Origin of the sequence: Vibrio sp. qd031, assembly GCF_002100145.1 — a bacterium.
Classification (GTDB): domain Bacteria; phylum Pseudomonadota; class Gammaproteobacteria; order Enterobacterales; family Vibrionaceae; genus Vibrio.
Genome location: NZ_JXQD01000024.1, coordinates 221,913 through 247,076 on the forward strand (window position 1 = coordinate 221,913; position 25,164 = coordinate 247,076).

Below are 25,164 nucleotides of genomic sequence, written 5' to 3' on the forward strand. Positions count from 1 at the left end.
TGGCTGCTTCGGCAGCCACTTTTCAATGGGTTAAAAACCATACTTCTATCTTTGATGGATCGGCAATGCCGTCGTGTATTTGATTGATTCCATCGCAAAAGTGCTGGTCACATCCGCAATCCCGGTCACTGCGTTGACCATCTTCTTATAAAAATGATCGTACGCCTGCATATCGGCAACCACTACTTTTAGCATGTAATCGTATTCGCCTGCCATTCGATAAAACTCCATCACCTCTTCAAACTCAGCAATTTGACTGGAAAAACGCTGATACCAATCGTGAGAGTGATCCGAGGTTTTCAGCATCACAAAGGCGGTAAAATCTAACCCAAGTGGCGCCGGGTTAAGCAGTGCCACCCGCTTATCGATGATCCCTAGCTCTTCAAAACGTTTGATGCGCTTCCAACAAGGGGTTGTTGTTAGGTTTACGCTCTCGGCAAGATCCGCCAGTGACAACGTTGAATCCTTTTGAATCATCCTAAGCAGCGTTACATCGATGCTATCCAATTCCATACAAAACCCCTATTAGAGAAATACTTTCTACCATTTGACCAATTCACCAAAAAAGAAGCAAACAATTTCTCCATAAATCGGTTTAGAGTTACTGCATAACTGATGAGGAATCGAGTATGTGTAAAGACCATCAATGGATTAACCAAGCCATTCAAAAAATTGAGTCCGATTTCCAACGCTCTGCGGATACACATTTAGTAAAACTGGATTTACCCCAATTTACGGGGATTGACATCTACCTAAAAGACGAAAGTACGCACCCGACAGGCTCTTTGAAACACAGGTTGGCGCGTTCACTGTTTTTATACGCAATCTGTAACGGTTGGGTTGGCCCCCAGACCACTATTATCGAAGCGTCATCGGGCAGCACGGCGGTCTCTGAAGCCTATTTTGCCAAATTGTTAGGGCTGCCTTTTATTGCGGTCATGCCTGAAGGCACGGCAAAAAGCAAAATCGAAAAAATCGAGTTCTACGGCGGTAAAGCGCATCTTGTCGAGCGCACCGACCAAATTTACAGTGAGTCTAAAGCACTGGCCAAAGAGCTCAACGGCCACTATATGGATCAGTTTACCTACGCTGAACGTGCGACGGACTGGCGAGGCAACAACAATATCGCCAACTCTATCTTCAACCAAATGACTCAAGAGCCTCACCCTATTCCTAGCTGGATTGTTATGAGCGCAGGAACAGGAGGCACATCTGCGACATTGGGTCGTTTTATTCGTTATCAACAGCACGCAACACAGCTTCATGTGGTGGATCCTGAGCGCTCAGTATTTCACCCATATTTTATAAAAGGTGATGAGTCTATTCGCAGCCAGTCTGGCAGCCGCATTGAAGGGATTGGCCGCCCAAGAGTGGAACCTAGCTTTATCCCGTCGGTAATAGACACGATGCAAACCGTTACCGATGCGCAAAGCCTCGCCACCATGAGCTGGCTGGAGACGCAATTGGGCCGAAAAGTTGGGCCATCGACAGGGACCAACATGTATGGCGTGCTGTGCCTTGCTCACCAAATGATGCGCAAAGGAAAAACAGGCTCCATTGTCACGCTGCTTTGCGACAGTGGTGAGCGCTACCTCGATACCTACTACAACCCACAATGGGTCGAAAGCACCATTGGTTCGTTATCCGCAGCCAACCTTCACCTGTATCAACTGCTGAATATTGATTAGGTTGACTGCTAAATAATAAAAACGGTATCTCTAAAAAGAGATACCGTTTTTGTAAATGGCGTTAAACCACCATCGCTAGCGCTTTTTATCGCGCCCGAGCAAACAGCGCAATCTTGCATGTAGCACGCAATAGACCAACAACTAGAAGCTACTTTTGCTTAGCCTCAAACGCTGCCAATTGCTCTGGCGTTGCCGCGGGTTGATGGTTATCTTTCCATTCTTGGTAGGTCATCCCGTACACACGCTCGCGCGCATCGTCTATGTCTAGGTTTAAATCCCGGCTTTCGGCCTCAGCGGCGTACCATTTACTGAAACAATTGCGGCAAAACCCCGCCAAAATCATCAAATCGATGTTTTGCACATCCTTATTTGCGTCTAAGTGTTTTAATAAACGGCGAAATACCGCTGCATCCAGTTTGTCTTGCTCATCTTGCGGCAGTGCTTTGTGATTAAATTTGGCTTGAGTCATTGAGTTTCCTTACTTTTTTTACTCTGCTGTATTGGCCATTTTTTCACACTTTCTCTACAAATCCCACACAGGTTTGCATAAATTAAGCATAAAGCACGGAGCAGTAAAATGAGAGTAGAAAGGACAAATGGTGACTTTTTGATAGCTTTGAGCAAAAAGAGAGCATTCGCGCCATTTTTATAAGAAAACGCTTTACAGCAAAATCGAGTTTGCTATTATGCCGACCTCACTTGATGAGTGTGTTGGGAAAACGCGAGTTAAGTATAAAAATCCCCTGGGGGGGTTCCCGAGTGGCCAAAGGGAGCAGACTGTAAATCTGCCGGCACTGCCTTCGATGGTTCGAATCCGTCCCCCCCCACCATATTTATTTTGTAGAGACTGTGGTTTACAGCGCTGTGCAAAAAGCTTGATTACTGGGTTGGGAAATTAGTGAGCAAGGATAAAACCCCTGGGGGGGTTCCCGAGTGGCCAAAGGGAGCAGACTGTAAATCTGCCGGCACTGCCTTCGATGGTTCGAATCCGTCCCCCCCCACCATATTCTCTGTTGTAAAACAGAACGCTTGAGCATTGGGTTTGGGAAAACCAGTGAACAAGGATAAAACCCCTGGGGGGGTTCCCGAGTGGCCAAAGGGAGCAGACTGTAAATCTGCCGGCACTGCCTTCGATGGTTCGAATCCGTCCCCCCCCACCATCTTAAAAAAAACCAGCTCACATGAGCTGGTTTTTTTGTTTTTGTTCGCTCATAAGAGCGCGCAACTATTGAGTTAGGTTGCCCTATAACGCGTGTCGTCCATGGTCACTGTCTAAGTCCAAAACCGGCCCTTTAGGCACAACTTGGGTTGGGTTTATCCCTGCATGGCTAAAATAGTAGTGGCGTTTGATATGCTCAAGGCTGACCGTTTCGCTCACACCCGCAGTTTGATACAGCTCCTTCATATACCCTTGCAGGTTAGAGTAATCGGCGATGCGTTGCTTATTACACTTAAAATGGCCAACGTAGACTGCATCAAAGCGTATTAGCGTGGTAAACAACCTCCAATCGGCCTCGGTCACCTCATTACCGGTTAGGTAACGATGTGTTGCCAAATGCGCATCAACACGATCCAGCGCGTCAAACAGTGCGTCATAGGCCTCTTCGTAAGCTTGCTGGGTGGTGGCAAATCCGCAGCGGTAGACACCATTGTTAATATTGGGGTATATGTCCTCGTTCCACGCATCAATCGTTGACCTTAATGCCTCTGGATAGAAGTCGAGCGTATTGCCCGTCAACCCATTAAACGCTGAGTTAAACATGCGAATAATTTCCGACGATTCATTGCTCACGATGGTGTTGGTGTACGTGTCCCACAATACGGGCACAGTGACTCGCCCGCTATAGTCAGGCTTGGCTTTCGTGTACACCTGATGCATTCGAGTGAAACCAAATAGCGTTTCTGGCTCATCAAATTGCCACCCTTCACTCAGCATGTCCGGGGACACAACCGAAACCGAGATGTGCGATTCTAAGCCTTTTAGTTTTCTAAAGATAAGCGTGCGATGCGCCCAAGGACAGGCTAACGAGACGTAAAGGTGGTAGCGGCCAGACTCTGGGGCAAACTTCGCATCGGGCGCGTCGACAATCCAATTGCGAAAGCCCGCGTCTTCACGGACGAACTTACCTTTTGAACTCTTGGTGTCGTACCACACGTCGTGCCATTGACCGTTTACTAGTTTTCCCATGTTGCTGTCCTATAGAGTAACTATAAGTCTGACTATAAAAAACTATGGGCGGCTTCACTACTGCAGGACGCTCAACAACATGTTCAGATATTTTGAAGAAGGTTACGAGTCTAGGGTAAGAGCATCAACGACTTGGTTTCGTCCATAATGTTTAGCGTGATACAACGCGGAGCCCGCTTTGCACCCGATAGCAATACCCAATAGGCGTGTCGATACACAAACTCACTAGATAAAAGCAGCGTAGAAGATGGCTTAATGAATGACCTTTTCATGGTGTTAAAAATAGCACTAGTCAAATTGTACAATTAGATACATTCTACCGCGCACTGTATCGGTAGTATGTGACCAATCCAAATTATAAACAAAAAAAGCGCGACCCATACGGAATCGCGCTTAAGCCCGTCACAGGCTGAACTTTGGCTTGCGCCTATTACACCATTTCTACGTGTAAACAAGAGACCGCGTGCTTATCCGACCCTTTAAGAGTAGGAATTTCTTGTGCACACAACTCAGTTGCCTTAGGACAGCGTGTACGGAATACACAGCCCGAAGGAGGATTGATTGGAGAAGGCAGATCACCCTCTAGCATTTCAATCTTCTTATTGCGCTCAATTTCAGGATCCGGGATCGGAACCGCTGACATCAATGCACGGGTATAAGGGTGTTTTGGCTCGGCAAAAATCTCTTTTGCTTCACCAAGCTCTACCGCATTACCTAGGTACATAACCAACACACGATCAGAGATGTGCTTAACCACTGACAAATCGTGGGCGATGAATACCAAACTAAGTCCAAGCTCTGTTTGAAGCTCTTTAAGAAGGTTAACCACCTGCGCCTGAATGGACACATCCAACGCCGATACAGGTTCGTCACAGATGATCATCTTAGGCTCTAGGATAAGAGCACGAGCAATACCGATACGCTGACACTGGCCACCAGAGAATTCGTGTGGGTAACGGTTGATAACGTTCGGCAGCAGACCTACTTTGTCCATCATCGCCTTCACTCGCGCTTTCACTTCATCTTTAGTGAGGCGTGGGTAAAAGGTAATCAACGGCTCAGCGATGATGTCACCGATGTTCATACGCGGGTTAAGAGAGGCTAAAGGATCTTGGAAAATCATTTGCATGTCTTTACGCGTTTCACGACGCTCAAGAGCTTTCATTTTGGTTAAGTCTTGGCCAAGCCAAACCACTTCACCTTCTGTTGCTTCAACCAAGCCGATAATGGCGCGAGCAAACGTCGACTTACCACAACCAGACTCACCTACTACACCGAGGGTTTCACCTTCGTATAGACGAACGTTTACGCCGTCTACTGCTTTTAACTTTGAAGGCTTAGACCAAGGCCAAGCAGACTTCGAAGCGATGTCGAAATGGACTTTAAGATCCTTAACGTCCAACATTAATTTTTTATCTACATTCAATGGCGCATTCATAACTTACCAAGCCTCATGATCTGAAAAACAAGCACGTTGACGGTTAACACCAAACGGCGTCAAAATCGGAGACTCCGACTTACAACGATCGGTCACACGGTGACAACGATCTTGGTAAGGACAACCTGGTGGTAGACGTAACAAGTTTGGTGGGTTGCCTGGGATGGTCGGCAAGATCTCACCTTCAGTATCCAAACGCGGAATCGCTTTAAGCAGTCCTTCTGCGTATGGGTGGCTTGGACGATAGAAAATGTCATCCACACTGCCGTACTCCATGGTACGGCCTGCGTACATCACAAGCACTTTGTCACAAGAGCCTGCAACCACACCCAAATCGTGGGTGATCATGATGATAGCAGTGTTAAATTCATCTTTAAGTTCGACAAGTAGATCCATGATCTGCGCCTGAACGGTCACGTCCAATGCTGTCGTTGGTTCGTCGGCAATAAGCAGTTTTGGACGACACAATAGCGCCATTGCAATCATGACACGTTGACGCATACCGCCAGAAAATTCGTGCGGATACATTGTAATACGCTTACGAGCTTCTGGGATCTTAACCGCTTCAAGCATGCGAACAGATTCTTCAAACGCTTCCGCCTTGCTCATGCCTTTATGCAGCATAAGTACTTCCATCAACTGATCGCTTACTTTCATGTAAGGGTTCAGTGACGTCATAGGGTCTTGGAAGATCATTGCGATCTGTTCGGCACGAACTTTGTTTAACTCTTTTTCTGGTAAGTTGAGGATTTCGTTTCCTTCAAACTTCGCACTACCAGAAATAATACCGTTTTTGGCCAGTAGGCCCATGATGGCAAATACAGTTTGAGACTTACCAGAACCTGACTCACCTACGATACCCAGTGTTTCACCTGGCTTTAGCGAGAAGTTAAGGTCGTTAACTGCCGTTACCATGCCGTCTTGAGTGGTAAATTCTACTCTCAGGTCTTTTACATCTAATAAATTAGTCATTACTTGCTTCCCTTATTATTCTTATTATCTGTCTTTTGGATCCAGCGCATCGCGCAGACCATCGCCGACAAAGTTAAAGCAAAATAGGGTGATAACCATGAATGCGGTTGGGAAACCGAGCTGCCAAATAGCAATCTCCATTGTTTTCGCACCTTCACTCATCAATGCACCCCAGCTTGTCATCGGCTCTTGAACGCCAAGACCTAGGAATGATAGGAAAGATTCCGTCAAAATCATGCTTGGGATCAGCAGCGTTGAGTAAACCGCAACAATACCCAGTACGTTTGGAACGATGTGACGAGTAATGATTTTCCAGTTACTCACACCACCCACGTAGGCCGCTTCGATAAACTCTTTGTTTCTTAAGCTAAGAGTCTGCCCACGAACGATACGCGCCATATCTAGCCATGCAATGGCACCGATGGCGACAAAGATAAGCACGATGTTACGTCCAAAGAAGGTCACCAAAACGATAACTAAGAACATAAATGGAACAGCGTAAAGGATTTCGAGAATACGCATCATCACACGGTCAACACGGCCGCCAATAAAGCCAGAGGTTGCGCCGTAAAGCGTACCAATTAATACCGCTACAAATGCGCCTAGTACACCTACCATCATCGAGATGCGGCCACCTACAAGCGTACGTACATAGACGTCACGACCCAGGCTGTCGGTACCAAATAAGTGTTCCATAGACGGGGCCACGTGCAGTGCGTACCAGTCTGTGTCGTCATAAGTGTATTGTGAGAACATCGGTAAAAAAGTGACTGCTAGTGTCATTAGCACTAGAATAAATAGACTTACCATTGCCGCTTTGTTGCGCATAAAACGAATACGCGCATCAGTCCAAAGGCTACGGCCTTCGATCTCTAAATTTTCAGAGAACTTTTCTACGGCTTCTACTGTAGATTTTTTCGCTAACATTATTCAGTCCCCTATTAGTAACGAATCTTCGGATCGATCGCAGCGAGAAGTACGTCGACAATTGCATTGAAGAGAATAAACAGGAAACCAATCAAGATGGTTACACCCATTACTAGTGAGTAGTCACGGTTAAAGGCAGCGTTGACGAACAACTTACCAATACCAGGAAGACCAAATACGGTTTCTACAACAACCGAGCCGGTGATGATACCTACGAACGCTGGCCCCATGTAAGAAACAACTGGAAGCAGTGCTGGCTTCAGCGCGTGCTTAACAACGATGTATGGGTAGCTCAATCCTTTTGAGCGAGCAGTACGAATGAAGTTACTGTTTAACGTCTCAATCATTGAACCACGGGTAATACGAGCAAAGGTTGCTACGTACAGCAGTGACATCGCGATAACAGGCAAAATGATGTACTGCCAGCTTCCATCAAACCAACCACCTGCTGGTAGCCACTTGAGGTTTAGCGCGAAAATGTAAATCAGCGTTGGGGCAAGAACGAATGAGGGTAATACCACCCCGACCATCGCGGTCGACATTATGAAGTAGTCGAGCTTAGTGTTTTGCCGGAGCGCGGCAACCGTGCCGACACTGACCCCGAGAATAACGGTAAAAATGAAGGCGATAAAGCCCACTTTCAATGACACAGGGAAGTGGCTACCAATCAATTCGTTTACCGTGCGGTCAACGTATTTGAATGAAGGACCAAAGTCGCCTTGCATCACGTTTAATAAATAAGAGGTGTATTGCTCGAATACTGGCTTGTCTAAGCCGTATTTCGCTTCAATGTTAGCCAGTACTTCTGGTGGCGGCGTTTTCTCACTTGAAAACGGGCTACCAGGAGCAAAGCGCATAAGAAAGAATGATACCGTGATCAACACCAACATAGTTGGGATGGCTTCCAGTATACGTTTCATAATGAATCTAAACATAAATCCACTTCCAGTCTGTGACAGTATTTAAAGTTAAAACAAAGGCTCTGCATGTGCTAAAGCACATGCAGGCCTGTATATTATTGTTTTTTTTGCTAAGGATTACTTAGCTAGGATATAAAGATCTTTAGAGTAGATCTTTTCTTCAGCGTTGTTAGCTGGGAAGCCACCAACTTGCTGAGATAGCAGACGTGAACGTACGTATTGGTAGATAGGCGCGATTGGCATTTCTTCAGCCATTAGGCGTTCAGCTTCCAGGTAGATTGCAGTACGCTCTTCTTCAGAAGTAGAGTTTAGTGCTTTCTCGATAAGTGCATCGTACTCTGCGTTACCCCAGTGTTGGCCACCGGTCGTGTTAGCAGAAACCATTAGCGTTAGGAAAGATGACGCTTCGTTGTAGTCACCACACCAACCTGCACGAGCAATTTCGAAGTTACCTTCGTCTTTAGTCTGTAGGTACGTTTTCCACTCTTGGTTTTCAAGTACAACTTCAAGACCTAGCTTCTTCCACATAGAACCTAGAGCAACCGCGATTTTCTTGTGGTTCTCTGAAGTGTTGTAAAGAAGAGTGAATTTAAGTGGGTTACTTGGACCGTAACCGGCTTCTGCAAGAAGTTCCGCTGCTTGTGCATCACGTTCTTTCTGCGTTAGTTTGCCGTACGCAGTCATCTCTGGGTTAAAGTTCGCAGTGATTTCAGGCGTTAGGAAGTAAGCGGGTTTTTGACCTTGAGCTAGAAGAGCGTCAGTTACGATTTGACGGTCGATAGCGTAAGACACGGCTTTACGTACGCGAGCATCATCAAACGGCGCTTTCTTCGAGTTGAACTGGTAGTAGTAAGTACATAGTGAACCTTCTACAGAAACCTGCTCTGGGTACTCTTTCTTCAGACGCTTAAAGTGCTCTGTAGGAAGAGATGACGTGAAGTCGATTTCGCCAGATAGGAAACGGTTCATTTCAGATACTTGGTCTTCGATAGGAAGGAAAGTAACTTTAGTCAGTTTGGTGTTAGCCGTGTCCCAGTACATTTCGTTACGTACAAGCTCTAGACGCTCGTTCACAACCCAGTTGCCAACGTTAAATGCGCCGTTACCAACGAAGTTCTCTTGACGAGTCCATTGGTCACCGTACTTCTCAACAGTCGCTTGGTGAACTGGCTTCATTGTAGTGTGACCAGTCATCATTACGAAGTAAGGAACTGCAGTAGTCAGTTTCACTTCTAGAGTGTGATCGTCGATAGCACGAACACCTAGCTCACTCTTGTCTTTTTTACCCGCGATGATGTCTTTCGCGTTTTCCATCTTGGTGTATTCCATGTACCAAGAGTACGGAGACGCAGTTGCTGGGTCTACAGCGCGTTGGAAAGAGTATACGAAGTCGCCTGCTGTAACAGGGTCGCCGTTAGACCATTTTGCGTCTTTACGTAGGTTGAAAACGAAAGTTTTGTTGTCTTCAGTTTCCCAAGAAGTCGCAACGCCAGGAATGGTTTTGCCGTCTGCATCTTGGTTTACTAGGCCTTCAAGAAGGTCACGAATTACGTGAGACTCTGGAACACCTTGAGATTTGTGTGGGTCGATTGTAGCAACTTCAGTACCGTTACCACGTACTAGCTCTTGTTTTTCGGCTAGATTTTCTGCTGCTGCAGCGTTAAACGCTAGTGACAAGCTTGCGCCCATTAGAAGAGCACTAGTGATTTTATTCATTTTGTACATGCATTAACTCCAAGTTGTAATTTTGCATCCATGTCTTCTCTGCGATGGCTAGAACGGTAAGCCCTTTACATTTTTCAGTTATAAATAACGAAAAAAAACATAAATTGTCGCAAAGATGCGGCACAACTTAGCAAGCCTTGAAGTAATTTGCCATAAAAAAGTCGTATTGCATGTTCTAAATTTTCGTCTACATCAATTTTTTAGCCTTTATGACTATTTAATGCACACTTAACCCTATTCTGGCCTAGATTTTTACTTGAAAATTTGATGGGTATCACTTTAGTGGTAGAAGAAAGGCCTGGTGGGTGTTCCAGGCCTTAAATAAAAAATCATTTATGAGGTTTATTTACGAGTATTCATTCCCATTTATGCAGTGCATCGCGGTCACTTTGACGTTGCTCAATCCAGTGCTCGCCGCTGTCCGTGCACTCTTTTTTCCAAAAAGGGGCTTTGGATTTTAGCGCGTCCATGATGAACTCGTTAGCGTCGTAGCATTGACCCCTATGCGCACTGCTGGTGATCACTAATACGATCTGTTCGCCGGTCTGCATTAAGCCGACTCGATGAATAATCAGCACTCGCTGCAGCTCCCAACGCTCTATCGCTTGCTCGGCAATCGCATGCAGCGCTTTCTCTGTCATGCCAGGGTAATGCTCTAGATTCAAAGAAGTCACACCCTGCCCTAGGTTCATGTCGCGAACCTTGCCAACAAAACTCACGACAGCACCAACCGCTGTATCATCGGCTATGTTGGAATACTCGGCCCCCAGGTCGAAATCTTGCTGTTGGACTCTAATATCAATCATATTAGCCACCTGTAACAGGCGGAAAAAACGCGACTTCGTCACCTTGGGCGATTTTGGTGCTCATTGGTACCATAGTTTGGTTTACAGCCACTAGAAGGTTTTCTGTGCCCAATGCGCGCTCATGCGCCTTACTCTTTGTGAGTAAATGACTACGCACACTTTCTGCGGTAGCGCTGTCCAACTGCTCCAATGAGACGCTGTCTGACATCTTGCCAATGATTTCTCGGGTTTTTGCAAAGTAAAGTACGTTAATCATGCGCCCACCTTAAAATGTCCTGATTTTCCACCCACCTTTTCGACCAAGCGCACTTGCTCGATAACGATGTCTTTCTGTACGGCTTTACACATGTCATAAATAGTCAGCGCCGCTACTGAGGCTGCGGTGAGCGCCTCCATCTCGACGCCTGTCTTGCCACTGAGTTTACACAGCGTTTGCACGTGGATTCGTTGCGTCACTTCATCAACACTCAAATCAACTTCGACTTTGCTCAGCATTAAAGGATGACACAATGGGATCAGGTCCCAAGTGCGTTTTGCAGCCTGAATAGCCGCAATGCGCGCAGTAGCAAACACATCACCTTTATGATGACGACCTTCGAGGATCATCGACAGTGTTGCAGGAGAGACTTTAAGGTAGGCTTCGGCTCTCGCTTCTCTGGCTGTCTCTACCTTTTCAGAGACATCGACCATATGAGCATCGCCTGAGCTATTAATATGAGTAAACTGCGTCATATTACTGTCCAATATGTGGCATGAAGTTACACGGCTTCTGGCTTGCATCCAGTTGCATCTTGATAATTTTTGTCCAACCGGTTTTGCAGGCACCTGTTGAACCAGGCATCGCAAAAATCACGGTATTGTTTGCAAAGCCGCCCAATGCACGAGATTGGATGGTTGACGTACCAATTTCTTCGTATGAAACGTGTCTAAATAGCTCTCCAAAGCCTTCGACTTGCTTGTCGAACAACACAGAAATAGCTTCTGGCGTAGTATCGCGCTGGGTGAATCCAGTGCCACCTGTAATAAGGATGGCTTCAATAGACTCATTGGCGATCCACGAAGACACAATTGCTCTGATCTTATATTTGTCATCGATCACTATCTGCTTATCCGCGAGGTTGTGTCCTGCTTCCTTGAGCGAGTCGGCTAGGTAACCGCCAGACGTATCCGTCTCTTCTGTGCGGGTGTCAGATACAGTCAGTACTGCAATATTAGCTGGTCGAAATGGTGAGTTTGCGTGTCCCATGGTATTCCTTTATTAATAATGTTCTAGCCGCCAATAGAAGCAAGGTGAGGCGTTGCCCCACTATTACCCTGATCAAGAAAATGGCTGACTTTTTTCGTTTCTAATTGCTGTTGAATAAATTCAATTAACGCCGGTTGATCGTCATCGTTGGTAAGCAGATGCCGTAAGTCCAATCCACCTTCACCAAATAAGCACAAATGCAGCTTTCCCATCGCCGAAACGCGAAGCCGATTACAGCTGCTGCAAAAGCCTTTTTCGTACGGCATGATCAAACCTATCTCGCCGAGGTAGTCGGGGTGGTAATACACTTGTGCTGGACCATCGTTAGCTTGACGACTTTTTAGCAACCAACCTTGGGCAATGAGTCTATTGCGAATACTGACGCCACTGACGTGGTGGCGTGCAAATAGATCATTCATTTCACCCGTTTGCATCAACTCAATAAAACGCAGTTGAATTGGGCGATGCTTAATCCAATCTAAAAACTGAGGCAAGCTATAGTCGTTTAAGTCCTTCATTAACACGGTGTTCACTTTAACTTGTTTAAACCCCACCTCGAAGGCGCGGTCGATACCCGACATCACTTGCTTAAAGCGGTCTTGCCCGGTAATGGCGTTAAATTGATTGGAATCCAAGCTGTCCACACTCACGTTAATGTGGGTCAACCCAGCATCGCGCCACTGCGCAACGTGTTCGGCCATACGGTAGCCGTTTGTGGTGGTTGCTACTTTTTCTATGCCCTTGGTTTGAGCTACGCTGGCAATTATTTCGGTAAAGTCTTTACGTAAGGATGGCTCTCCGCCTGTGATGCGAACTTTGTTCGTCCCACACTGGGCAAACGCAGAGACCACTCGCTGAATTTCATCGAGTTGTAAAAAAGAAGAGTTTTTGGTGCCGTTTGGCCGATACCCATCGGGTAGGCAATATTTGCACTTAAAATTGCACACATCAGTGATCGACAACCTTAAATACAAAAAACGACGTTTGAACCTGTCTTGTAAGACCGGTTCGACAGTTTGTTCAATGTTCACAAAACACCTTTCCAAATACGGGAGGCCAGTCCATTTCTAGAATGACCCTGGTGATGCGTCATAATTCCAACATTGCTGGTGAGCATCACGGCGCAATATTCATATTCATCTTTCATAACGTAGAATATTGGGCTCGGAGTTATCGACAAGCAGGCTTGTCATGAAAGCACACGATACCTAAAAATTGTAACTGTTGCTATCAGTAAGCTTCAGCCTTAACACTTTTCAATCGAATAATGTGCTTTGTGTAAAGTTTGTGGCAAATACATTATCCTGCATGCTTTTTTGACCTCATAATATCGAGACCATCTTAATTATAGTCAAAGAGTCAAAATACGATGCGTCACAATCCTTACACTGAAAAGCATGTCGTCGCCATTGGTGGCGGACATGGACTTGGCAGAATGCTCGCAGCTCTGCAAAACTTTGGGAACAATGCTACCGGGATTGTGGCCACCACAGACGATGGCGGTTCTACCGGTCGTATTCGTCATTGCCAAGGTGGCATCGCATGGGGAGATATGCGTAACTGCATCAATCAGCTGATTACCGAACCATCCATTAACTCAATGATGTTTGAATATCGTTTTAAAGGTGCCGGTGAGCTTGATGGACACAACTTAGGGAACTTGATATTAGCAGCACTGGATAACATGTCCGTTCGCCCATTGGCGGCGGTGAATTTGATCCGTGAGTTTCTTAAAGTCGATGTGAACATTCTTCCAATGACGGAACACCCTGCTGACTTATGTGCATTGTCGAAAGACGGGCGTTGGGTAAGAGGCGAAACCAGCGTTGATGAAATGAGCGATGAACTGCAGATGTTGGACATTGAACCTGAAGTGCCCGCAACTCAAGAAGCCATTGAGAAAATAGCGCAAGCCGATACTATAATTTTGGGTCCTGGCAGCTTTTTAACGAGCATCATGCCTCCTCTTCTTCTGCCAACATTGGCAAAGGCGATTGCACTAAATACCAATGCAGAACTGATATTTGTGGAGAACCTTTCCCCCGAGTTTGGGCCGGCAGGTAAAATGACCTTTAAACAGAAATTAGAATGGTGTGAACGGGCTTGCAGAGGAAGAAAAATTGATACCATTATCGGGCCTGGTACCGAGGATGAAGTGGTTCAGGCTTGGCATTACTTAAAAACAGATCTTGCGTCGTCTAATCGCGATTGGCGCCATGACAGAGAAAAACTACAAGTTGCGATTGAAGCGCGAATATTTAGCTAGATACCTTTTCGTGTAAATAAACGGTTCACAAATAGCGCTGGTATTCTGCCAGCGTTGATTCCAGTGAGGCAATGAGTTTGGCTTTTGTTTTCTGACTGCAAATGGTCTGATTACGTTTGACCGCAGTGTCGATTTGAATCGCTATCTGTAACAGTGCATCCGCACCAAAACTTGCTGCACTGCTCTTTAACGAGTGGCTGATATCGGCGCAAATTTTGTCACTATTGTCAGTGCGATTAAGCAACACAATGTACTCTTCCAACTCACCAATAAAGCATTCTAACAACACTGGCAAATGCGCTTCACCCACATCCGTTTTCATTTTATCAAGTGCTTTAGGGTTTAAAACTAACATAGATCGATCATTCATGATTCATCGACTGCCATTGTTTGATTTTTCGGTATAGAGTTGATGGATTCACTTCTAGTGAGGTCGCGGCTTTATTTACGTTGCCATTGAACTTTTCAATAGCGTGTTCAATGGCTTTCTTCTCGGTGATCCAGAGAGGCTCGACGTTATCATTGTGCGTGCTTTGCATCTCACCGCTGCCCTCTGATTCAGCAAATTGCTGTAACTGTGGTGGCAGCATTGGGATCGTAATCTCTTGCCCTTGATACAACACTACCGCATGACGGATCACATTTTGAAGTTGTCGCACGTTTCCAGGCCAAGGATAACGCTTGAAGAGATCGATGACTTGTTGAGTAAACTGAATAAATTCTTTCTCTTCTTCTCGCGCCATAAATGCGAGCAACGAGTAAGCAATATCAATGACGTCGCCATCTCGTTCACGCAGCGGTGGCAAATGCAGTGGGATAACGTAAAGGCGATAATACAAATCTTCTCTAAAGCGCCCTTCTGTCACTTCTAGCCATGGGTCTCTATTGGTTGCGCACACAAATCGAACATCGACAGTATGCAAATGTGAAGAGCCGACTTTTTGAAAACTACCAGTCTGAATAAATCGCAGCAGTTTGGTTTGCAGATCTAAATCCATCTCACAGATTTCATCGAGAAATAGCGTGCCGCCATCGGCTAACTCTGCCGCCCCTTGACGATCGGTTGCTGCGCCAGTAAAGGCGCCTTTAATGTGTCCAAACAGCTCACTCTCGATCAGATCTTTCGGAATGGCCGCGCAATTTATCGCGATAAAAGGTTTGGTACTTCGTTTACTCGCGGCATGGATCGCTTCAGCACACACCTCTTTACCCGTACCACTTTCTCCAGTTATAAATATGCTGGCTTTTGAATTTGACGCTGAGTCAATGGTGCGATACACCTGTTGCATATTGTCACTGCGTCCCACAAATCCTTGATAGCGAACCTCAGTCGCATCGCTCAACTCTTGCTGGCGATAACTCCGAAGAATATTGTTTACCAGTACGCGAAGCGAATCGGCTTCACATGGCTTAACCAAAAAGTCCACCGCACCTAACCGCATCGCTTCAACCGCAGTCTCGATAGAACCATGCGCAGTCATGACCACGATAGGCACCTCGGGATGACTGGCCTTAATAGATTTGAGCACTTGCATCCCTTCCATATCAGGAAGGCGCAAATCCAATAACACCAGGTCAGGCTGGCGCTTGTTGACCTCAATAAGGGCTTCGGCACCATGACCAACCACCTGGGTGTCTAACTCCAGCGGGGTGAGATAGGACTTGTATAGCAGCGCGACAGATTGAGTATCCTCAACCATCAGCACGTAGGGGGCAGCATCTGACATAAGTAGGACAAAAGTTTAGTTATTATTTAAGTATTCTGCACCATCTTTCGAGATGCTACAACACGATATGCTATAAAAGGTGACGCCTAACTATTCGTAATGAATTGTTTTTTCAGGATATCTAGTTGGTCTCGTTTCGCTGCCGCCTCTTCAAACTCTAAGTTTTGAGCGTGCTGATACATCTGCTCTTCCAACTGTTGCATGGTTTTTTCCAGCTCTTGTGGCGACAACAACGCGTACTCGGATTGAGGCTCTGCCACTTTCGACAATGGCACCACCTTGGATGCTTTTTTGCCTTTACTGGCGGTAATGTCCCCAAGCTCCATAATGTCCTTTACGTTTCTGGCCAATGCTTGTGGTTCAATACCAAGTTTTAAATTATGCGCTTGCTGTTTTTCACGGCGGCGGTTGGTTTCATCCATCGCCTTTTGCATTGACTTGGTGACGCGGTCGCCATACAAAATCGCTTTACCAGCCAAGTTACGAGCGGCGCGACCAATGGTTTGTATAAGCGAACGTTCTGAGCGTAAAAAGCCCTCTTTATCGGCATCGAGAATGGCCACCAACGATACTTCGGGCATGTCTAACCCCTCACGAAGTAGGTTGATACCGACCAACACATCAAACTCGCCTAAGCGAAGATCACGAATAATCTCCACACGCTCAACCGTGTCGATATCAGAGTGTAAATAACGTACTCGAACACCATGCTCGTCTAAGTATTCCGTGAGGTCTTCCGCCATACGTTTGGTTAACGTGGTCACCAATACGCGCTCATCAATGGCGCTGCGCTTCCTTATTTCAGACAACAGGTCATCTACTTGAGTGGCTACCGGTCTCACTTCAAGAACCGGATCCAACAACCCAGTCGGCCTCACCACTTGATCCGCAACTTCACCAGCACTTTTTTCCAGTTCATACGCGCCAGGTGTTGCAGAAACAAAGATAGTTTGTGGGGCAATAGACTCAAACTCTTCAAACTTCATTGGTCGATTGTCGAGAGCTGAAGGCAATCTAAACCCATACTCAACCAAGGTTTCTTTTCGTGATCTATCGCCTTTATACATAGCGCCTATTTGCGGCACGGTAACGTGCGACTCGTCAATAACCAACAGACCGTCTGCTGGTAAGTAATCAAATAAGGTCGGTGGCGGCTCGCCTTCCTCACGACCGCTCAAGTAACGGGAGTAGTTTTCGATACCCGAGCAAAAGCCCAGCTCGTTTATCATTTCAATGTCGAATTGAGTACGTTGAGTTATCCGTTGCTCTTCCAACAGTTTGTTATTCTCTAACAAATAGGTTTGTCGCTCTTTAAGATCACGCTTAATATCTTCAATGGCATCGAGCAGCTTTTCTCGCGGTGTGACATAGTGAGTTTTGGGGTAGATCGTGTATCTCGGCAGATCACTGGTAATGATGGCACCGGTTAGTGGATCAAACGTACTAATCCGCTCAACTTCACCATCGAACATTTCTAGGCGCACCGCTTCATGTTCAGATTCTGCAGGGTAGATGTCGATAACCTCACCTCGCACCCTAAATTGACCACGTTCAAACGCCATATCATTGCGGCTATATTGTAACTCGGCCAGTCGACGCAAAACCGCACGTTGGTCTAACATATCGCCTCGACGCAGGTGAAGCATCATTTTTAAATAGGAGTCAGGATCGCCCAAACCATAAATCGCCGATACAGACGCAACAATAATGGCGTCTTTACGCTCAAGTAATGCCTTTGTTGCAGACAAACGCATCTGTTCGATATGGGCGTTAACCGACGAATCCTTTTCTATAAAGGTGTCGGTGGTAGGAACATAAGCTTCTGGCTGATAGTAGTCGTAGTAAGAGACAAAATACTCAACAGCATTGTTAGGAAAGAAACTCTTCATTTCTCCGTAGAGCTGTGCCGCGAGTGTTTTATTTGGAGCAAGAATAATAGTAGGCCTAGCCGCTTTAGCTATAACGTTCGCTAGGGTAAATGTTTTACCCGAGCCCGTTACCCCTAACAGTGTTTGGTGAGCTAAACCAGAATCCAGTCCATCGCAAAGCTGTGCGATAGCGGTAGGTTGATCCCCTGCTGGTTGGTATTTAGAGACAACTTCAAACTGTTTACCAAGGCGATCTATTTCACTGCTGTTCATTTATCTCACTCCCTACAAATTTGACGGCTTATTCTGCTTAGATTTACGGTTAGAATCAACAATTAATGGATAAATAAACAGTAGCAAACAGGTGATGAATTTGGTATATTTTTCAGCCCGCGAGAAATTGCCAATATAAGCCAAACGATTTCATCCACTGGTTTTCCCCAAATTGACACTATTCTGACACACCAATCAGGTGCTTGAAGCCTTTTACGGTATATCCCGAAGTTCAAACAAATCGCATTTTTTCGATGCAATACTCTGTTATATATGGGCTTTCACTCTAATATTCAATTTTGCAATATTTCGCCTGTGGATAACTTTTTAAGTTACCCCGAAGTACACACAGTGTTATCCACAAAAATGGTGGATAACTAAAGTTAGCCCTTTTTCTATAAGGGCTGCAAAGCGGACCACTTACATATTGACTGCCCGATTCGAATAAAAAAACACCAAACGGATCCATTTTTTTATTTTCTGTGTTGACACAATCTAGGGCCGAAAGTAATATGCATCCCGCTAACGCAATTCCCCCTTAGTTCAGTTGGTAGAACGGCGGACTGTTAATCCGTATGTCGCAAGTTCAAGTCTTGCAGGGGGAGCCAACTTCAAAGCCCTAGTCGAAAGACTGGGGCTTTCTCGTTTCTGGTCAGTAGTTATTTAGCTGTGTTCAGTGAATGCACCACAAGCGAAAACGCCTGCCATGTCGGATCGGTTAAATCTCAGATTACGATGAAGCACTATTCAAAGCGTGAGTCGAAAGTACCAATCCTACAGCCTGCTTCTCTATGACATTCTAGGACGTAGAATGCTTACAGACCCTACCTAAATTGGGCTCGTAAACTCAATTCTGCATTACTTAGCCTCATTTTCACTCAGCCAAGATACCCTTAGCCAGTTTGTTGTTGTTATTACTACACTAAATCAGGATAATAACCAGTTCTACGGAGTGAAATGACAAACCATTATGAGTGAATATCTGTTGTTGTTGATTGGCACAGTGCTGGTGAACAACTTCGTGTTGGTCAAATTTTTAGGCCTCTGCCCGTTTATGGGCGTCTCCAACAAGCTCGAAACTGCAATAGGTATGGGGCTTGCGACGACCTTCGTGCTTACGATTGCCTCTATTAGTGCCTATCTCGTTGAGAACTACATCCTTGCACCTTTGGGTATTCAATATTTGCGCACCATGAGTTTTATTTTGGTGATCGCTGTGGTTGTTCAATTTACCGAAATGGTGGTGCACAAAACCAGCCCAACGTTATATCGTTTACTCGGTATTTTCCTGCCACTCATCACCACCAACTGTGCGGTGTTGGGGGTCGCGTTACTGAACGTGAACGAAAACCACAGTTTCATCGAATCGATCATATATGGGTTTGGCGCTGCCGTAGGCTTCTCACTGGTGTTGATCCTATTTGCTAGCATGCGCGAACGTATCGCCGCGGCCGATGTGCCAATGCCGTTCAAAGGTGCGTCCATTGCGATGATCACCGCGGGTTTGATGGCGCTGGCGTTTATGGGCTTTACTGGGTTGGTGAAAATATAATGACCACCATCATCATCGCCGTTATCGTTTTTGTCATTCTTGCCGCGCTATTTGGCGCACTGCTTGGCTTTGCATCGATCAAATTTAAGGTCGACTCTGACCCCATCGTAGACGAAATTGACGCCATTTTGCCGCAAACACAGTGTGGGCAATGTGGTTATCCTGGATGCAGACCTTACGCAGAAGCTATTGCTAACGGCGACGAAATCAATAAGTGTCCCCCTGGCGGCCAAGCCACTATCGAAAAGCTCGCTGAGCTAATGGGTGTGGAAGCCGTAGAATCAGCACACGAGTTGGACGATACCAAGCGGGTTGCCTTTATTCATGAAGATATGTGCATCGGTTGTACCAAATGTATTCAGGCCTGTCCGGTCGACGCCATCGCTGGCGGCACCAAAGCGCTTCATACTGTTATCGAGGATCTTTGTACTGGGTGTGATTTATGTGTCGCTCCTTGTCCAACGGACTGCATTGAAATGATCCCGGTAAAAACCACGCCCGATACGTGGAAGTGGCAACTGGATGCGATTCCTATCGTCAATGTGGCGGATTCGCCAGACAAAGTAGAAAAAGACGTTAACGCTGACGATAAACCCGAATTAGAGAAAACGAGTTAAAACTCCATGAACAACACTTTATTACATGTGATTGAACAAGGTCGTCTATGGGACTTTCATGGAGGGGTGCACCCTACCCAAAATAAACAGCAATCGAATCAGTCGCCGATCGGTCGCTTAGCGGCCAGTGACCATGTGGTCATTCCGATTAAGCAGCACATTGGTAAAGCCGGTGAATTGCTGGTGTCTGTGGGTGACGACGTGCTAAAAGGGCAACCTTTAACCCGATATACCAGCGGACTCATGTTACCAGTACACGCGACCGTATCTGGTTCCGTTATTGCTATCGAACAAAGAACCATTGCCCACCCTTCTGGGTTGATGGATATGTGTGTGGTCATCAAAAACGATCATAAAGAGCAATGGGTCGAACGCGAACCCTGCCCTGACTACACCAAACTCGACCAACAAGTATTAATCGACAAGATCCGCAGCGCTGGTGTGTCGGGGCTTGGTGGTGCCGGTTTCCCCACTGCGCGCAAAATTGAATCCGCGATGGCCAAAACCAAGGTACTCATCATTAATGCGGCTGAGTGCGAGCCGTACATTACCGCAGACGATACCTTGATGCGTGAGCATGCAAACGAAATTATCGCCGGAATTGACATCGTCACTCACTTGCTCAGCCCAGAACTGGTGATCATCGGTATCGAGGATAATAAGCCTGAGGCAATATCCGCACTAGAAAAAGCCGCCGTAGACAGCGATTTAGTGATCCGAGTGATCCCGACAAAGTATCCGTCAGGTGGTGAAAAGCAGCTGATTGAAATTTTGACCGGCATGCAAGTGCCTTCAAAAGGGATACCTGCCGATATTGGTGTTGTCATGCATAATGTCGGCTCCATGTTCGCGATTCAACAAGCCGTAGTGAATGGTTCGCCATTGGTTGAGCGTGTTGTTACCGTTACAGGAAAGGCATTTCCCAAGCCTCAAAACTACTGGATCCCGCTGGGTACGTCCATTCGTACTGTGGTCGAAAAACTGGACTATCAGCCTGCGCCTAAGCAAAAACTAATTATGGGTGGCCCAATGATGGGGTTTGCGTTGCCGCATTTAGATATCCCAATCAGCAAAGCCACCAACTGCCTGTTAGGTGCAACGGTCAAAGAGCTGGCGCAGCAAGAACAAGAACTGGCCTGCATTCGCTGTGGCCAATGCGCAGAAGTTTGCCCCGCGCGCCTACTGCCGCAAGAGCTACAATGGCATGCCAAAGACAGTAACTTGGACAAATGCGAAGAGCTTAACATCAACGATTGTATTGAGTGTGGTGCGTGTGCATTTGTATGTCCGAGTAATATCCCTCTTGTGCATTACTACCGTCAAGCGAAAAGCGAGATCCGTATTCAGCGTATTGAAGTCGAGTCGGCAGAGCGCGCCAAACAGCGTTTTGAAGACCGCAAACTTCGATTAGAGCGCGATAAACAAGAACGAGAAGAGAAACATCGCAAAGCCGCAGAGGCGCGTAAGCAAGCCGCAGCACAAAGTGGTGGTGATGACGCAATTGCCGCGGCCATTGCTCGAGTAAAGGGTAAGCAAGACGCGGCAACGACAACCGAAAAGAAACCAGCAGTTGCAGCAGCAATAGCCCGTGCTAAGGCCAAACAAGCGGAAGCACAAGCTCAAAACTCTGCTCATCCAGACAACAGCGAAATGATGAAATTGCGCGAAGAGCGCAAGCAGCAAGCTCGCCAAAAACGCGCCGAGAAGGCGACAACTGGCGACAATAATGGTGACAACAGCCCATCAAGCTCTAGCAATGACGCAGTAGCGGCTGCCGTTGCGCGGGCTAAAGCGCGTAAAGCTGCGCAAAAAGATGGCGACGCCACTGCGGATAACAGTACAACTAAGGCTGCGAATCCTGCGGTTGCTGCTGCCGTCGCTAGAGCGAAAGCTCGCAAAGCAGCTCAAGCGGACACGAACCAACAAGTTGCTGAGAGTGATAAAGTCTCAGCAGCGACAGACACAGCCAACAAACCCGATAAAAAAGATGCGGTTGCGGCAGCAGTCGCTCGCGCGAAAGCTCGCAAAGCAGCGCAAACGGACGCGAGCCAACAAGTGGCTGAGAGTGACAAAGACTTAGCAGCGTCAGACTCCGCCAACAAAGACGATAAGAAAGATGCAGTCGCGGCAGCAGTCGCTCGCGCGAAAGCTCGCAAAGCAGCGCAAGCGGACGCAAACCAACAAGTGGCTGAGAGTGATAAAAACTTAGCAGCGTCAGACTCCGCCAACAAAGACGATAAGAAAGATGCCGTCGCTGCGGCGGTTGCTCGTGCGAAAGCTCGCAAAGCAGCGCAAGCGGACGCGAATCAACAAGTGGATGAGAGTTATAAAGACCTAGCAGCGTCAGACTCCGCAAACAAAACCGATAAAAAAGATGCGGTCGCGGCAGCCGTTGCTCGTGCAAAAGCTCGAAAAGCAGCGCAAGCGGACGCGAATCCACAAGTGACCGACAGCCAAATAGACACCGCATCAAAAGACTCGGACAACAAAACCGACAAGCAAGCAGCCGTTGCAGCGCCCGTTGCTAGAGCGAAGGCCCGTAAACTCGCAAAACAGCAAAAGGATGAAAGCTAATGGCTTTTTTTGTAACTAGCTCACCCCATATTGCGAAACATCGCTCGACCACTCAAATGATGTTGTGGGTTATGTTGGCTGCGATTCCAGGACTGCTAGCGCAACTGTACTTTTTCGGATGGGGCACAGCAATACAGCTTATTTGGGCACTTTTGTTAGTGGTCATCTTCGAATCGCTGGTCATGGTATTGCGAAAACGTTCGCCGAAAGCCGCACTTCGTGATGGCTCCGCCTTATTAACAGGCTGGCTACTGGCCGTGGCCATCCCTCCCCTAGCGCCATGGTGGATACTGGTTATCGGCCTGTTTTTCGCTATTGTTATCGCCAAACATCTATATGGTGGACTAGGCAACAACTTGTTTAACCCGGCAATGGTGGGCTACGTTGTCTTGCTTATTTCATTCCCGCTGCAAATGACCAGTTGGTTATCGCCCACCTCAATCATGCCCGTCGACTATTCGTTTGCGGATGCATTGCAGTTGATCTTTACCGGGTTTGATGGAAATGGCTTTTCGTTACAGCAGCTAAGAACCGGTGTTGACGGAGTCAGTATGGCGACCCCACTCGACACCTTTAAAACCGATTTGGCCAATCAGATGCTGTCCCAAGAAATTAAAGCGTCACCCATTTTTGGATCGCTTGCAGGGCTTGGTTGGGAATGGATCAACTTGCTCTATCTAGCCGGCGGTTTATTGCTCATCCAGCAAAAAGTGATTCAGTGGTACATACCTGTCGCGATGCTAGCCAGCCTTTTTGTTTTTAGCACCATCGGCATGATAGCCAATCCAGACGCAAGTGTGAGTCCAATAATGCACCTACTTTCTGGTGCGACCATGCTTGGCGCGTTCTTTATTGCCACTGATCCCGTTTCGGCCGCCACCACAGTACGAGGCCGAATTGTCTTTGGCGCCTTTGTTGGCGCAATGGTTTACATCATACGCACTTGGGGTGGGTATCCAGACGGGGTTGCGTTTGCCGTACTATTGGCAAACATGTGTGTACCGCTTATCGATTACTACACCAGACCAAAAACTTACGGGCATTAATCATTATGTTTCAAGCAATTAAAAAAAATGGTGCCACGCTTGCTGTATTTGCTTTTGCCTCGACTGGACTGGTTGCCGTCACGCATCACCTCACTGCCGATCGCATCGCGGAACAAGAAAAGAAACAGCTTCAACGAACGTTAGACCAAGTGATTGATCCCCAATTATACGACAATCCGCTCTACAGCAGCTGTGTCCTGCTCAGCGATCCAAGGCTTGGCAGTGAAACGCTGCCAGCCTACATTGCCACCAAACAGGATGAACCTGTTGCCATGGCGGTGGAGTCGGTCGCACCGAACGGCTATAACGGCAAAATTACATTGATCACCGGGATCAGCATGCAAGGTGAAATTCTCGGGACCCGCGTGTTGTCACACCAAGAAACTCCAGGGTTAGGCGATAAAATAGATACTCGAGTGTCCGATTGGATCCTAAGCTTCAACGGTAAGCAATTGACCGACGACAATCACGCCCAATGGCAAGTAAGAAAAGACGGCGGTGAGTTCGATCAATTTACTGGTGCAACCATCACGCCGCGAGCGGTTGTTCAAGCCGTTAAAAATACGCTAGCCTATGTACAAGAAAACCAGTTGGCCATCATAAACCAAGCGCCAAGCTGTGGAGAGTAGACATGACTGAAAATAAGACACTGTTTGTCAACGGCATGTGGAAGAACAACCCTGTATTGGTGCAGCTTTTGGGGCTGTGCCCGTTGCTGGCGGTTTCCTCGTCAGTGGCCAACGCATTGGGTCTAGGCCTTGCGACAATGTTTGTATTGGTTGGCTCGAATGTCGTGGTCTCGTTGGTTCGTCATTACGTTCCCAAAGATGTTCGACTGCCTGTTTTTATGATGGTCATCTCTGCGCTGGTGACTTGCGTTCAAATTCTAATGAACGCCTTCACGTACGAACTGTATCAGTCACTGGGCATTTTTATTCCACTTATTGTAACCAACTGCATCATCATTGGACGCGCAGAAGCCTACGCGGCAAAAAATCCAGTGTTACCTTCTGCCATTGACGGTTTTTGGATGAGTATGGGCATGACCAGCGTGCTCGTATTGCTGGGCGGCATTCGAGAAGTATTGGGTAATGGTACTCTGTTTGATGGCGCGGACCGTTTGCTGGGCGAATGGGCGAGCGTATTGCGCATTGAGTTATTCAGTGTCGACAGTAACTTCCTACTCGCGTTACTGCCACCAGGAGCCTTTATTGCTGTCGGATTTATTATCGCCTTCAAAAATTGGACCGATCATCGTGCAAGCTTGCGTCAGCCTAAACAGCAAAAGCCAGAAATCACTCGGGCACGTGTCACCAACGCCTAGTCACTAA

The 25,164-nt window shown here is 46.9% G+C and carries 24 protein-coding genes, 4 tRNA genes and 1 riboswitch; of the genes, 12 read left to right on the forward strand and 16 right to left on the reverse strand.

Translation table 11 applies throughout. The annotated features are described in order from the left end of the window. Window positions 1–45 precede the first annotated feature (45 nt). Window positions 46–513: an Lrp/AsnC family transcriptional regulator gene (locus tag ST37_RS09780; RefSeq protein ID WP_084885814.1), complete on the reverse strand. Its 468-nt coding sequence runs from the start codon at window positions 511–513 to the stop codon at window positions 46–48. Between the two features lie 116 nt (window positions 514–629). Between ST37_RS09780 and ST37_RS09785 the strand changes: the two genes are divergently transcribed. Further along, entirely contained in the window at window positions 630–1,688 is a 1,059-nt protein-coding gene (locus tag ST37_RS09785; RefSeq protein ID WP_084885816.1) for a PLP-dependent cysteine synthase family protein, read from the forward strand. Between the two features lie 148 nt (window positions 1,689–1,836). On the opposite strand, the gene ST37_RS09790 is transcribed toward ST37_RS09785, so the two are convergent. Further along, a complete protein-coding gene (locus ST37_RS09790) occupies window positions 1,837–2,157 on the reverse strand; it encodes a DUF1244 domain-containing protein (RefSeq protein ID WP_084885817.1) in 321 nt (106 codons plus the stop codon). A gap of 276 nt (window positions 2,158–2,433) precedes the next feature. Between ST37_RS09790 and ST37_RS09795 the strand changes: the two genes are divergently transcribed. The 3 genes from ST37_RS09795 to ST37_RS09805 all read left to right on the forward strand — a co-directional run bounded on the left by ST37_RS09795 (window position 2,434) and on the right by ST37_RS09805 (window position 2,848). Continuing rightward, window positions 2,434–2,518 (forward strand) — tRNA-Tyr (locus tag ST37_RS09795). A gap of 89 nt (window positions 2,519–2,607) precedes the next feature. Then, window positions 2,608–2,692, forward strand: a tRNA-Tyr gene (locus ST37_RS09800). 71 nt (window positions 2,693–2,763) lie between these two features. Then, a tRNA-Tyr gene (locus ST37_RS09805) sits at window positions 2,764–2,848 on the forward strand. Between the two features lie 83 nt (window positions 2,849–2,931). Here the strand turns inward: ST37_RS09805 and ST37_RS09810 are convergent. From ST37_RS09810 to moaA, 11 genes are all read right to left on the reverse strand, one after another. After that, window positions 2,932–3,876: a glutathione S-transferase family protein gene (locus tag ST37_RS09810; protein WP_084885819.1), complete on the reverse strand. Its 945-nt coding sequence runs from the start codon at window positions 3,874–3,876 to the stop codon at window positions 2,932–2,934. Between the two features lie 430 nt (window positions 3,877–4,306). Then, the gene (oppF, locus tag ST37_RS09815) at window positions 4,307–5,314 is read right to left on the reverse strand and encodes a murein tripeptide/oligopeptide ABC transporter ATP binding protein OppF (protein WP_084885820.1); all 1,008 of its coding nucleotides are present in this window, start codon (window positions 5,312–5,314) and stop codon (window positions 4,307–4,309) included. A 3-nt stretch (window positions 5,315–5,317) separates the two neighbouring features. Next, window positions 5,318–6,286, reverse strand: coding sequence for an ABC transporter ATP-binding protein (locus ST37_RS09820; protein WP_084885822.1), 969 nt, complete (start codon window positions 6,284–6,286; stop codon window positions 5,318–5,320). A gap of 24 nt (window positions 6,287–6,310) precedes the next feature. Next, complete coding sequence (oppC, locus tag ST37_RS09825) at window positions 6,311–7,213, reverse strand: oligopeptide ABC transporter permease OppC (protein ID WP_084885823.1); 903 nt, start codon at window positions 7,211–7,213, stop codon at window positions 6,311–6,313. A gap of 14 nt (window positions 7,214–7,227) precedes the next feature. After that, window positions 7,228–8,148, reverse strand: a complete 921-nt coding sequence (gene oppB, locus ST37_RS09830) for an oligopeptide ABC transporter permease OppB (RefSeq protein ID WP_084885825.1) — start codon at window positions 8,146–8,148, stop codon at window positions 7,228–7,230. 102 nt (window positions 8,149–8,250) lie between these two features. Beyond that, window positions 8,251–9,858, reverse strand: coding sequence for an ABC transporter substrate-binding protein (locus ST37_RS09835; protein ID WP_084885826.1), 1,608 nt, complete (start codon window positions 9,856–9,858; stop codon window positions 8,251–8,253). Window positions 9,859–10,214: 356 nt separating this feature from the next. Then, window positions 10,215–10,661: a molybdopterin synthase catalytic subunit MoaE gene (moaE, locus tag ST37_RS09840; protein WP_197687467.1), complete on the reverse strand. Its 447-nt coding sequence runs from the start codon at window positions 10,659–10,661 to the stop codon at window positions 10,215–10,217. Window positions 10,662–10,665: 4 nt separating this feature from the next. Then, complete coding sequence (gene moaD / locus ST37_RS09845; protein ID WP_084885830.1) at window positions 10,666–10,920, reverse strand: molybdopterin converting factor subunit 1; 255 nt, start codon at window positions 10,918–10,920, stop codon at window positions 10,666–10,668. Next, window positions 10,917–11,396, reverse strand: coding sequence for a cyclic pyranopterin monophosphate synthase MoaC (gene moaC, locus ST37_RS09850; protein WP_084885833.1), 480 nt, complete (start codon window positions 11,394–11,396; stop codon window positions 10,917–10,919). The genes moaD and moaC overlap by 4 nt, the downstream gene beginning before the upstream one ends. Window position 11,397: 1 nt before the next feature. Next, entirely contained in the window at window positions 11,398–11,910 is a 513-nt protein-coding gene (moaB, locus tag ST37_RS09855) for a molybdenum cofactor biosynthesis protein B (RefSeq protein ID WP_084885835.1), read from the reverse strand. A 23-nt stretch (window positions 11,911–11,933) separates the two neighbouring features. Continuing rightward, window positions 11,934–12,935, reverse strand: a complete 1,002-nt coding sequence (moaA, locus tag ST37_RS09860) for a GTP 3',8-cyclase MoaA (RefSeq protein ID WP_084886635.1) — start codon at window positions 12,933–12,935, stop codon at window positions 11,934–11,936. After that, a riboswitch (molybdenum cofactor riboswitch) is annotated at window positions 12,930–13,092 on the reverse strand. It overlaps the preceding gene by 6 nt. Before the next feature lie 187 nt (window positions 13,093–13,279). Here moaA and yvcK point away from each other — a divergent pair. Then, the gene (yvcK, locus tag ST37_RS09865; RefSeq protein WP_084885836.1) at window positions 13,280–14,176 is read left to right on the forward strand and encodes a uridine diphosphate-N-acetylglucosamine-binding protein YvcK; all 897 of its coding nucleotides are present in this window, start codon (window positions 13,280–13,282) and stop codon (window positions 14,174–14,176) included. A gap of 25 nt (window positions 14,177–14,201) precedes the next feature. Here the strand turns inward: yvcK and ST37_RS09870 are convergent, their stop codons facing one another. The 3 genes from ST37_RS09870 to uvrB all read right to left on the reverse strand — a co-directional run bounded on the left by ST37_RS09870 (window position 14,202) and on the right by uvrB (window position 18,044). Beyond that, window positions 14,202–14,531, reverse strand: coding sequence for an Hpt domain-containing protein (locus ST37_RS09870; protein WP_172400972.1), 330 nt, complete (start codon window positions 14,529–14,531; stop codon window positions 14,202–14,204). Between the two features lie 7 nt (window positions 14,532–14,538). After that, the gene (gene luxO / locus ST37_RS09875) at window positions 14,539–15,903 is read right to left on the reverse strand and encodes a quorum-sensing sigma-54 dependent transcriptional regulator LuxO (RefSeq protein ID WP_084885840.1); all 1,365 of its coding nucleotides are present in this window, start codon (window positions 15,901–15,903) and stop codon (window positions 14,539–14,541) included. An 86-nt stretch (window positions 15,904–15,989) separates the two neighbouring features. Next, window positions 15,990–18,044, reverse strand: a complete 2,055-nt coding sequence (uvrB, locus tag ST37_RS09880) for an excinuclease ABC subunit UvrB (protein ID WP_084885841.1) — start codon at window positions 18,042–18,044, stop codon at window positions 15,990–15,992. Window positions 18,045–18,576: 532 nt separating this feature from the next. On the opposite strand from uvrB, the gene ST37_RS09885 reads away from it, so the two are divergent. The 7 genes from ST37_RS09885 to ST37_RS09915 all read left to right on the forward strand — a co-directional run bounded on the left by ST37_RS09885 (window position 18,577) and on the right by ST37_RS09915 (window position 25,157). Beyond that, a tRNA-Asn gene (locus ST37_RS09885) sits at window positions 18,577–18,652 on the forward strand. Window positions 18,653–19,014: 362 nt separating this feature from the next. Next, window positions 19,015–19,596: an electron transport complex subunit RsxA gene (rsxA, locus tag ST37_RS09890; RefSeq protein ID WP_084885843.1), complete on the forward strand. Its 582-nt coding sequence runs from the start codon at window positions 19,015–19,017 to the stop codon at window positions 19,594–19,596. Then, complete coding sequence (gene rsxB, locus ST37_RS09895; RefSeq protein WP_084885845.1) at window positions 19,596–20,213, forward strand: electron transport complex subunit RsxB; 618 nt, start codon at window positions 19,596–19,598, stop codon at window positions 20,211–20,213. Before rsxA ends, rsxB begins: the two co-directional genes overlap by 1 nt. 6 nt (window positions 20,214–20,219) lie before the next feature. Next, window positions 20,220–22,787: an electron transport complex subunit RsxC gene (gene rsxC, locus ST37_RS09900; protein WP_084885846.1), complete on the forward strand. Its 2,568-nt coding sequence runs from the start codon at window positions 20,220–20,222 to the stop codon at window positions 22,785–22,787. After that, window positions 22,787–23,833, forward strand: a complete 1,047-nt coding sequence (rsxD, locus tag ST37_RS09905; RefSeq protein WP_084885848.1) for an electron transport complex subunit RsxD — start codon at window positions 22,787–22,789, stop codon at window positions 23,831–23,833. Before rsxC ends, rsxD begins: the two co-directional genes overlap by 1 nt. Before the next feature lie 5 nt (window positions 23,834–23,838). After that, a complete protein-coding gene (gene rsxG, locus ST37_RS09910) occupies window positions 23,839–24,462 on the forward strand; it encodes an electron transport complex subunit RsxG (RefSeq protein ID WP_084885850.1) in 624 nt (207 codons plus the stop codon). A gap of 2 nt (window positions 24,463–24,464) precedes the next feature. After that, window positions 24,465–25,157 (forward strand): electron transport complex subunit E, encoded by a 693-nt coding sequence (locus ST37_RS09915; protein WP_084885852.1) that lies wholly within the window; start codon window positions 24,465–24,467, stop codon window positions 25,155–25,157. The last annotated feature ends 7 nt before the right edge of the window (window positions 25,158–25,164 follow it).

Coding starts and splice junctions, on each gene's coding strand:
- moaB (WP_084885835.1), bottom strand. CDS start 11,910: ATGGGACACGCAAACTCACCATTTCGACCAGCTAATATTGCAGTACTG.
- ST37_RS09870 (WP_172400972.1), bottom strand. CDS start 14,531: ATGTTAGTTTTAAACCCTAAAGCACTTGATAAAATGAAAACGGATGTG.
- luxO (WP_084885840.1), bottom strand. CDS start 15,903: ATGTCAGATGCTGCCCCCTACGTGCTGATGGTTGAGGATACTCAATCT.
- ST37_RS09790 (WP_084885817.1), bottom strand. CDS start 2,157: ATGACTCAAGCCAAATTTAATCACAAAGCACTGCCGCAAGATGAGCAA.
- ST37_RS09820 (WP_084885822.1), bottom strand. CDS start 6,286: ATGACTAATTTATTAGATGTAAAAGACCTGAGAGTAGAATTTACCACT.
- ST37_RS09835 (WP_084885826.1), bottom strand. CDS start 9,858: ATGTACAAAATGAATAAAATCACTAGTGCTCTTCTAATGGGCGCAAGC.
- ST37_RS09785 (WP_084885816.1), top strand. CDS start 630: ATGTGTAAAGACCATCAATGGATTAACCAAGCCATTCAAAAAATTGAG.
- rsxA (WP_084885843.1), top strand. CDS start 19,015: ATGAGTGAATATCTGTTGTTGTTGATTGGCACAGTGCTGGTGAACAAC.
- yvcK (WP_084885836.1), top strand. CDS start 13,280: ATGCGTCACAATCCTTACACTGAAAAGCATGTCGTCGCCATTGGTGGC.
- ST37_RS09780 (WP_084885814.1), bottom strand. CDS start 513: ATGGAATTGGATAGCATCGATGTAACGCTGCTTAGGATGATTCAAAAG.
- moaC (WP_084885833.1), bottom strand. CDS start 11,396: ATGACGCAGTTTACTCATATTAATAGCTCAGGCGATGCTCATATGGTC.
- ST37_RS09915 (WP_084885852.1), top strand. CDS start 24,465: ATGACTGAAAATAAGACACTGTTTGTCAACGGCATGTGGAAGAACAAC.
- oppC (WP_084885823.1), bottom strand. CDS start 7,213: ATGTTAGCGAAAAAATCTACAGTAGAAGCCGTAGAAAAGTTCTCTGAA.
- rsxG (WP_084885850.1), top strand. CDS start 23,839: ATGTTTCAAGCAATTAAAAAAAATGGTGCCACGCTTGCTGTATTTGCT.
- oppB (WP_084885825.1), bottom strand. CDS start 8,148: ATGTTTAGATTCATTATGAAACGTATACTGGAAGCCATCCCAACTATG.
- uvrB (WP_084885841.1), bottom strand. CDS start 18,044: ATGAACAGCAGTGAAATAGATCGCCTTGGTAAACAGTTTGAAGTTGTC.
- moaD (WP_084885830.1), bottom strand. CDS start 10,920: ATGATTAACGTACTTTACTTTGCAAAAACCCGAGAAATCATTGGCAAG.
- rsxB (WP_084885845.1), top strand. CDS start 19,596: ATGACCACCATCATCATCGCCGTTATCGTTTTTGTCATTCTTGCCGCG.
- ST37_RS09810 (WP_084885819.1), bottom strand. CDS start 3,876: ATGGGAAAACTAGTAAACGGTCAATGGCACGACGTGTGGTACGACACC.
- rsxC (WP_084885846.1), top strand. CDS start 20,220: ATGAACAACACTTTATTACATGTGATTGAACAAGGTCGTCTATGGGAC.
- oppF (WP_084885820.1), bottom strand. CDS start 5,314: ATGAATGCGCCATTGAATGTAGATAAAAAATTAATGTTGGACGTTAAG.
- rsxD (WP_084885848.1), top strand. CDS start 22,787: ATGGCTTTTTTTGTAACTAGCTCACCCCATATTGCGAAACATCGCTCG.